Annotated in this window: 1 protein-coding gene and 1 riboswitch; the gene reads right to left on the bottom strand. The window is 24.2% G+C overall.

Annotation, left to right across the window (positions count from 1 at the left end; all coding sequences use genetic code 11):
* Positions 1-56 precede the first annotated feature (56 nt).
* A complete protein-coding gene (locus OL66_RS00705; protein WP_238568769.1) occupies positions 57-1,763 on the bottom strand; it encodes an ABC transporter permease subunit in 1,707 nt (568 codons plus the stop codon).
* A gap of 55 nt (positions 1,764-1,818) precedes the next feature.
* Positions 1,819-1,989: riboswitch (Lysine riboswitch) on the bottom strand.
* Positions 1,990-2,050: the final 61 nt, after the last annotated feature.

The raw sequence follows: 2,050 nt of genomic DNA, 5'->3' as shown, positions 1-2,050 counted from the left end.
GTTAGCCTTTTAATAATAACAAATAAATTATAACTAAATATCTTATATTATATAGTTTAAACTTGTCTTACTTTTTCCATTTTTTTCAAAAAGAAAATAACAGTTCCTACAATAATCAAATAAATAATAGAAGAAATATAATAAGGTTTAGGGCTTGCAACACTACTATACAAAGCATTAGAAGCACAAGCAATATCAATAATTCCACCTAACATACTAAAAACAACACAATCTTTTAAATTAATAATAAACTCATTTAAAATAGGAGTTTGTGATCTTTTAATAGCTTGGGGCAAAACAATATAGCGCATTGTTTGAGTATGTGTCATTCCCAAAGACAAGGAAGCCTCAATTTGTCCTTTATCCAAAAAGGAAATATTTTTAGTAATAATTTCTGAAATATAGCCCATAGTATTTAAAATAATTACCATATAAGCAGCAAACATTGGAGTATACCAAGTAGCATTTTGGAAAAAAGCAAACTCTTTTAAGAAAAAATAACTCACAAAAGCTTGCACTAACATAGGAGTACTTTTAATAATCCATATATAAAAATTAATAATTCTACATCCTATTTGATGCAAATAATAAATTAAAAAATGACTTTTCTTTTTGGTAATATTTAACACTTGGAAAAGAACTAACAATAAAGATAAGACAAATCCTCCAAAAGTGCCATAAATCCCAAATTTAAGAGTTGTTAAAATCCCTCTTTTATAAAGAGAAAAGTTATTTTTAAAAATAGACCATATATTTAATGTATCTTTTTCTGAGGTTTGTTTATACATGAATTCTTTTCTTTTATCTGAGGTAAGTTCTTTTGTTAAAAAATCTTCAATGTCTTCTTTGGTAATTTGTTTGTTGTTAATAATTTCTTTGTTAATGTCTTTTTGTTTTTGAAATCCAATAGCAAGTATTCCAGCGGCTTGTTTTATTTCTTTATATAAAGCTGTTTCTTTATCTTTTTCGATGATTTGAGCTTGTTTTATTTTATTATCTAAAATTATTTCTTTTTTCATTTCTATTTTATCTAAATTATTATGAGTTTGTAAATGTTTTTGGGCAACAGTTGCATCAGCTAAATAAAAATATTTGGAATCTGTTTGAACTTTTTCAGCTTGAACATCAAAATTGTCAATTCCTTCTACTTCATTTCCTTTTAATGTTTTTGCTATTTGTTCGTAAAAAGTTCCTCGTTGATATAACATTTTTCCAGGTAATTGAATTTTGTCATTAACTATAAATTCACCCTTATTAGGATTATTTTTATTTATAACAATAACATAAAATTGATCTTCATCATAATAAGAATTATCAGTAAAATCAATTTGGTCTTGTCTTTCTTTTGTTTTACTCATCCCTGCAATAATTAAATCAATATCTCCATTTTGACAAGCAGGAATTAAACTATCAAAATCTATTTTTTTAATTACTAATTTAATTTTTTTATCATACTTTGCATTTAAATAATCAACTAATTCTTTAGCTACTAAAACATCATATCCAGCAACTAAAATATCACTTTCTTTACCATTTATTGTTAAAGGATGCAAGTCTTTTTTATCTTTATTATTAGAAAGATAATTATAAGGTTTATAATTGCATTCCATTCCTACAACTAAAGTATTTTCATCTTTGTTTTTAGTATTTTGAGGATAAAAATCATCATATAATAAAAAAGATACAATAATAGTTAAAATTGTTAAAAAAAGATATTTAGCTTTAAAATAATTATTAATTCTTGAAAAAGATAACGTTAGCAAATGATTTTCCTTCCTATAAAACAAAAAACCTTCTTAAAAGAAGGTTTGAGAGAGACTTGATTAAAGCGCCTTTACTGTTAAAACAGCAAGAATATTATAGATATTTTCTATAATCTCATAATAAATTATTGCCATAATTATTATTCGGCGATGGTTACCTTTCTTATGCTTCACAGAATGCCTTCTTCACATAATACTCTTTTACACCGCTACCTCTTTTTGATTTTATATAAAATTTTATTTAGTAATCGAAACATATAATAAGAATTTATTATATAGTAAATTAT

The organism is Chrysanthemum yellows phytoplasma, from assembly GCF_000803325.1.
Lineage (GTDB): Bacteria > Bacillota_I > Bacilli_A > Acholeplasmatales > Acholeplasmataceae > Phytoplasma > Phytoplasma asteris.
This window is presented reverse-complemented; position numbering and strand designations above follow the sequence as displayed.